At 63.7% G+C, this 303-nt stretch carries 1 protein-coding gene; it reads left to right on the top strand.

The features are described 5' to 3' along the window. Positions 1 to 303: hypothetical protein (locus CS022_RS25150; protein WP_161569758.1), on the top strand; the 303-nt coding region annotated here is incomplete at both ends.

Below are 303 nucleotides of genomic sequence, written 5' to 3'. Positions count from 1 at the left end.
CCCTCACAGGGGTCGACCCGGACACGCAACAGGTGGTGCTCACCTTGACGAACGGCACCCAGACAGAGACCACCACCTTGACCACGTCGCCGTTTACCGTGCCGTCGGGGCTGCTGGCGTTATTCCCGGATGGCAGATCACCGTTAACGCGACGGTGTATGACGAGGCGGGCAACAGCCATGGCGCTGCGCCGGTGACGGTGAGCAAGGACATCACCGCCGATGTTGATGATGACTTTGCCATTGTGCCGGCGGCACCGACCGTCGGGGGTCAGGCCTACAATGCCGACGATGTGGCAGGCCA

The sequence above is a fragment of the Veronia nyctiphanis genome (genome assembly GCF_004116385.1).
Lineage (GTDB): Bacteria > Pseudomonadota > Gammaproteobacteria > Enterobacterales > Vibrionaceae > Veronia > Veronia nyctiphanis.
Note: the sequence above shows the minus strand (reverse complement) of the source record. Positions and strands in the feature narration are given on the sequence as shown.